This window comes from Achromobacter sp. JD-1, assembly GCF_038594925.1.
Lineage (GTDB): Bacteria > Pseudomonadota > Gammaproteobacteria > Burkholderiales > Burkholderiaceae_B > Achromobacter > Achromobacter spanius_C.
This window is the reverse complement of record NZ_JBCGCS010000012.1, coordinates 183,122-189,437: the sequence shown is the minus strand read 5'-3', so window position 1 is coordinate 189,437 and position 6,316 is coordinate 183,122. Positions and strand designations below refer to the sequence as shown.

The 6,316-nt window shown below is 64.8% G+C and carries 3 protein-coding genes; 1 reads left to right on the top strand and 2 read right to left on the bottom strand.

Features of this window, described 5'->3' with window-relative positions; translation table 11 throughout:
- Positions 1-524: 524 nt before the first annotated feature.
- Positions 525-4,136, bottom strand: coding sequence for an indolepyruvate ferredoxin oxidoreductase family protein (locus WBR68_RS19555; RefSeq protein ID WP_230695023.1), 3,612 nt, complete (start codon positions 4,134-4,136; stop codon positions 525-527).
- 172 nt (positions 4,137-4,308) lie between these two features.
- Here WBR68_RS19555 and mutY point away from each other — a divergent pair, with 172 nt between their 5' ends.
- Entirely contained in the window at positions 4,309-5,388 is a 1,080-nt protein-coding gene (gene mutY, locus WBR68_RS19550) for an A/G-specific adenine glycosylase (protein ID WP_050450243.1), read from the top strand.
- Between the two features lie 63 nt (positions 5,389-5,451).
- On the opposite strand, the gene WBR68_RS19545 is transcribed toward mutY, so the two are convergent.
- The gene (locus tag WBR68_RS19545; RefSeq protein ID WP_230695022.1) at positions 5,452-6,282 is read right to left on the bottom strand and encodes a helix-turn-helix transcriptional regulator; all 831 of its coding nucleotides are present in this window, start codon (positions 6,280-6,282) and stop codon (positions 5,452-5,454) included.
- Between the last annotated feature and the right edge of the window lie 34 nt (positions 6,283-6,316).

The following is a 6,316-nucleotide window of genomic DNA, read 5'->3' as shown; positions in this document are numbered from 1 at the left end:
AAAAACGACCATACCGTGATGCTAGAAGTGTTACCTATGTCCCCGAACACCCGTTACCCATGTCCCCGGTCCATACATGCGATACAGGCCGGCGTCCGCGGGCCGCCCCCCTCGCACTTCACCCATCCTACAAGGCACGGCCCCGCATCCGTAGGATGGGTGCAGCGCGCAAGACCCGATGCAAGAACCCCATGGCCGACCGCGCGAAACCCATCAAGCAACCCCACCGTAGGATGGGTGCAGCGCGCAAGGCCCCACGCAAGAACCCCATAGCCAGCCGCGCGAAACCCATCAAGCACCCCCCACCGTAGGATGGGTGCAGCGCGCAAAGCCCGATGCAAGAACCCCATGGCCGACCGCGCGAAACCCATCAAGCAACCCCCACCGTAGGATGGGTGCAGCGCGCAAGGCCCCACGCAAGAACCCCATCGCCAGCCGCGCGAAACCCATCAAGCAACCCCCACCGTAGGATGGGTGCAGCGCGTAAGGCCCCACGCAAGAACCCCATCGCCGAAAAAAAAGCATCAAGCCGCCCGCACTCCAATCGCCACCACGCGCGCACTAAACTCCTTCAACAACTCCTCCCTGACCTGCTCCGCCCGCTCCAACGCTTCTTCCTTCACGTGCCCATACCCACGTATCTCTTCCGGCACACTAGCTAGCGCGACAGCCTTATCCAGATTCCCGCGATTCAATTTCGCCAAGATCGCCGTCAACGTCTCGCGGTACTCCCGAATCAACTCCCGCTCCGCGCGCCGTTCCGCCGTATACCCGAACACATCCAGCCTGGTCCCACGCAAGCGCCGCAGTTTCGCCAGCACCCCAAAAACCTTCAGCATCCCCGGCCCATAGCTGCGCTTGATCAGATGCCCCTTCTTATCGCGCCGCGAGAACAGCGGTGGCGCCAGATGGAAATGCAGCTTCCAGTCTCCCTCAAACTGCTCGCTGACTTTCCGTACGAACTCGCCATCCGAATACAAGCGCGCCACTTCGTACTCGTCCTTGTAGGCCATCAGCTTGAAGTAATACCGCGCCACCGCCAGCGCCAGGCGCTGCGTACCCGTAGCTTCCTGTTCGGCGCGCGCCACCTTGTCCACCAGATCCGTGTACTGCTTGGCGTAGGCCGCGTTCTGGTATTCGGTCAGGAAGGCCTTGCGCTGCGCCACCACTTGCGCCAGTTCACCCGCCGGCTTTTTCAGCTCGACCACCGGACTCGCCGTGCGCGGCCGCTTGATCTCGATGATGTCTTCCGGCGGCGCCAATGGCACGCCGCCATTGGCCATCAGCCGCGCCACGTCGGCCGGGTCATGCGCGGCGCGTCGCCCCCACGCGAAGGCGCGAAGGTTGTTGGCGACCTGCTGGCCGTTCAATTCAATCGCGCGCAGCAGCGCCGCTTGCGATAGCGGGATCCAGCCCTTCTGATAGGCATAGCCCATCATCAAGGGATTGGAATAGATCGCATCGCCCAGCAACGCCACGGCCATTGCCGCGGCATCGACGGCGTAGAACTTGTCGGTGCCGCACGCAGCTTGCAGGTCCGCCGTCAGGTTGGCGCCGGGCAACGTCCAATCGGGGTTGGCCACGAAAGCGGCGGTGGGCGCCGTATCGCTATTCAGCAGCACCCGTGTGCGGCCGGGGCTTACCCGCGCCATGCTGTCCGCGCTGGTCGCCACCACCAGGTCGCCCGCCAGCAACAAGTCGGCCTCGCCCATGGCCACGCGCGTATTCAGCAGATGGTCGGGCGATTCCGCCAGCACCACATGCGAATACACCGCGCCGCCCTTTTGCGCCAGGCCGGCCATATCCAGCACCGAACAGCCCCTGCCTTCCAGGTGCGCGGCCATGCCCAGCAATTGCCCGATGGTGACCACGCCCGTGCCACCCACGCCGGCGATGAAGACGCCATATGGTTGATCCAGCAACGACACACCGGGCAGCGGCACGGCTTCGTCCACCACGCCCTCTTGCGACAAGGCCTTGGGCTTTTTCAGCTTGCCGCCTTCCACCGTCACAAAGCTGGGGCAAAAGCCCTTCAAACAGGAAAAGTCCTTATTGCAGCTTGATTGGTTGATCTTGCGCTTGCGGCCGAACTCCGTTTCCAGCGGCTCCACCGACAAGCAATGCGACGCCTTGGAGCAATCTCCACAGCCTTCGCACACGCGCTCGTTGATGACGACGCGGCGGGCGGGGTCGGGATAGGCATTGCGTTTGCGGCGGCGGCGCTTTTCGGTGGCGCAGGTCTGGTCATAGATCAGCACGGATACGCCGGGATGCTCGCGCAGGTCGCGCATTACCGCGTCCAGTTCGTCGCGATGCATCACCGGCACGCCCGGCGCCAAGTCTGAGATGTCCTTGTATTTGTCCGGGTCGTCCGTCACCACCACGATTTTGTCGATGCCCTCGGCCGCCACCTGCCGGCTGATCATCGGCACGTTGATGGGGCCGTCCACCGGCTGCCCGCCCGTCATGGCCACCGCGTCGTTGAACAAAATCTTGTACGTGATGGGCACCTTGGCCGCCACCGCCGCGCGGATCGCCAACAGGCCCGAATGAAAATACGTGCCGTCGCCCAGGTTGGCGAAGACGTGCTTTTCTTCAGTAAAGGGAGCCTGGCCCACCCAGGGCACCCCTTCTCCTCCCATCTGCGTATAGACCTCGGTGTTACGGTCCATCCACCTGACCATGTAGTGACAGCCAATGCCCGCCATGCCGCGCGAGCCTTCCGGCAAGCGGGTCGAGGTGTTGTGCGGACAGCCCGAACAGAACCATGGCTTGCGCTCTTCCACCACGCGCGGACGCGCCAGCGCCTGTTCGCGGTCGCGGATGAATGCCAGGCGCGCATCGATACCGGCGCGCACGTCTTCAGGCAGATCAAAGCGCAGCAGCCGCGCGGCAATGGCACGCGCCACCATCGCGGGCGAAAACTCGTAGTGCGCAGGCAGCAGCCAGTTGCCCTGCGGCACGGACCATTCGCCGCCGTCCTTGTCGTCGAACTTGCCGACCACGCGCGGAATCTTCTTGCCGCTGCCGATCCAGCTGAACAGCTCTTCCTTCAGTTGGTATTCCAGCACCTGGCGCTTTTCCTCAACCACCAGGATCTCGTCCAGCCCTTCCGCAAACTGCTGCGTGCCGGTGGATTCCAGCGGCCACACCATGCCCACCTTGAACAGGCGCAGACCGATGCGTTGGCACACCGCTTCCGTCAAGCCCAGGTCCGACAGCGCCTGGCGCGTGTCCAAATACGCCTTGCCCGACGTCATGATGCCAAAGCGCGCATCGCGCTGCGGCACATGCCACAGTTCGCGGTTGAGCTTGTTGGCGCGCGCGTAGGCCAGCGCCGCGTACAGCTTGTAGTCCAAGAGCCGCGCCTCTTGTTGCAAGGGCGTATCCGCCAAGCGGATATTCAGCCCGTCGGCCGGCAGGATGAAATCTTCGGGCAGTTGGATCTGCACGCGCTGCGGGTCCACGTCCACCGACGCGGACACTTCGACGATATCGGTGATGCACTTCATGCCCACCCACACGCCCGCGTAGCGGCTCATGGCCCAGCCGTGCAGGCCGTAATCCAGCACTTCCTGGACGCTGGACGGAAACAGCACCGGAATCATGCAGGCCTTCAGGATGTGGTCGCTTTGGTGCGGCAGGGTGGATGACTTTGCCGGATGGTCGTCGCCCGCCACCACCAGCACGCCGCCATGGCGCGACGTGCCCGCTGCGTTGGCGTGCTTGAAGACATCGCCGCAACGGTCCACGCCGGGGCCCTTGCCGTACCACATGCCAAATACGCCGTCGTATTTCGCGCCGGGAAACAGGTTGACCTGTTGCGAGCCCCAGACCGCCGTGGCCGCCAGGTCTTCGTTGATGCCAGGCTGGAACTCAACGTGGTGCGCCTTCAGGTACTTGGCCGCCTTCCACATGTTCTGGTCCACCCCACCCAGCGGAGACCCCCGGTAGCCGGACACGAAGCCCGCCGTGTTCAAGCCCGCTTGCGCATCGCGCACGCGCTGCATCATGGGCAGCCTGACCAGGGCATGGATGCCGCTCATCCAGGCGCGCCCGGATTCCAAGGTGTACTTGTCGTCCAGCTGGACGGATTCAAGCGCCGTGCGTACGGCGGCTGGCAGGGGGGCATTCATGTCTACTCCAAGATCCTGGATGCCCCTCCAGCTACGCGAGCCGCCTCGCTTGACGGTCACGCGGGCCAACAAGGGCCGTGAAAGTGAAGTCGTGGCGCGTTCGCGCTATTGTGCCGATAGTTGTAACCGGTCGACCAAACCCGGGCAATAGGGCGATGCGATAATTGCCGCCATGGACTTCGCCCCTCGAATCGTTGCCTGGCAACGCCAGCATGGCCGCCACGATCTGCCCTGGCAAAACACCCGTGACCCGTATCGGATCTGGCTATCCGAGATCATGCTGCAGCAAACGCAAGTGGCCACGGTGATTCCGTATTACGAACGCTTTCTGCAACGTTTTCCGAACGTGGCCGCGCTTGCCGCCGCCACGCAGGAAGAGGTGATGCCGTATTGGGCCGGATTGGGCTACTACGCCCGCGCCCGCAACCTGCATCGCTGCGCGGTGCAGATCGCCGAAAACTGGAACGGCAGCTTTCCACCTTCGGCCGAAGCCATCGCCACGCTGCCCGGCATTGGCCGGTCGACCGCCGCCGCCATTGCCGCCTTCGCCTACGGCGAGCGCTCACCCATTCTGGACGGCAACGTCAAGCGCGTGTTCACCCGCCACTTCGGCATTGCCGGCGACCCCGCCAAGCGCGAGGTCGAAACCCGGCTTTGGGCGTTGGCCGACGCCCAGGTCGAGGCCGCGCCCGGCCTGGACATGGCCGCCTACACGCAAGGCTTGATGGACCTGGGCGCAACACTGTGCACGCGCGGCAAGCCCGCCTGTGAACGATGTCCCATGGCAGAGACCTGCGTCGCCCGTCGTGAAGGGCGCCAGGCCGAACTGCCCACTCCCAAGGTACGCAAGACGATCCCTGAACGCGAGACGGGCATGTTGGTGCTGCAATACCAGGGCGCGTTCCTGTTGCAGCAGCGGCCCGAACCGGGCATCTGGGGCGGGCTCTGGAGCCTGCCTGAATTCGATGTGTCGGGCGACCCCGACGCCGCTTCCCGCGCGCTGGGCCTGGAACCCGAACAACGCTTCGAACTGGCCGCCTTCGCGCACACGTTCACGCACTACCGCCTGCACATCCGCCCCTGGCTGGTGCCGGTGCGCGCGGCCAGTCTGCGCGAATCGCCGCTGCCCGAACGCTGGGTGCAAGCCGACAAGCTGGCATCGATGGCGCTGCCCGCGCCGGTCAAGAAGCTATTGCAGGGCCTGGTCGACGCGGGGATGCAAGACAGTTTGTTCTCCACGGCCAAGGCCTGAAGCGCGATCGCGGCGGGCGGCAAGCAGCGGACGCCAGCGGATGGCGAACGGCGCTCTGAACCGCTACTTGTCTTCGGGCGCCGACCCGCTCAACAACATCACCAGCTTCAAGTCCGGATGCGTGGCCAGCCGGAACGTGATCTGCTGAAACGCCAGCTTGCCGTCGCGCGGATGCTGAAATTCGCGCAAGCCGCCTTCGCGTTCCACCACCGCGTGGCGCGTCCACCAATGGGCGAAGACGGGGCTTTGGCGATTCAGCGTGTCCAACAAAGCCAGCACGGCGGACTCATCCAGATGCGCCCCCGCGTCGGCGCGAAACTCCGCCACGACGCGGCGCGCGCGCTGCTCCCAATCCACCACCAATTCACGGGCGGCCGGGTCCAGGAAGATGTAGCGCAGCAGGTTGGGTTCGGGGTCGCGCGTGGGCCAGTTGTCGAACAGGTCGCGCAGCGGTGCGTTACAGGCCAGTACGTTCCAGGCGCGGTCCAGCACATAGGCCGGTGCGTTGATCGCGTCCACGCATTCCTGCAAGGGGCCGGGCGCGGCGCCCGCGTCATCGCGCGCATGTTGGGGGTCGGCGCAGTCGGCCAGGTCGAACAGGTAGGCGCGTTCCGCGCGCGCCAATTGCAGCACGCCCGCAATGCGCGACCACACGGACGGCGACACCGAGACCTCGCGCCCCTGTTCGATCCACGTGTACCAGGTGACGCTGATGCCGCACAACTGCGCGACCTCTTCGCGGCGCAGGCCCGGCGTGCGCCGCCGCATGCCTTCGGGCAGACCGGCCATGCGCGGGGTAATGCGAGACCGCGCGCTGCGCACGAATTCGCCCAGTGCCTGGCGGCGCAGGGGCGATCCGTCTTGGGAGGCCGAGCCTTGGGGGGAAGTAGTCATACCAGGATAAGCAATGGACTTGTACGTGTATAAA

Coding starts and splice junctions, on each gene's coding strand:
- WBR68_RS19555 (WP_230695023.1), bottom strand. CDS start 4,136: ATGAATGCCCCCCTGCCAGCCGCCGTACGCACGGCGCTTGAATCCGTC.
- mutY (WP_050450243.1), top strand. CDS start 4,309: ATGGACTTCGCCCCTCGAATCGTTGCCTGGCAACGCCAGCATGGCCGC.
- WBR68_RS19545 (WP_230695022.1), bottom strand. CDS start 6,282: ATGACTACTTCCCCCCAAGGCTCGGCCTCCCAAGACGGATCGCCCCTG.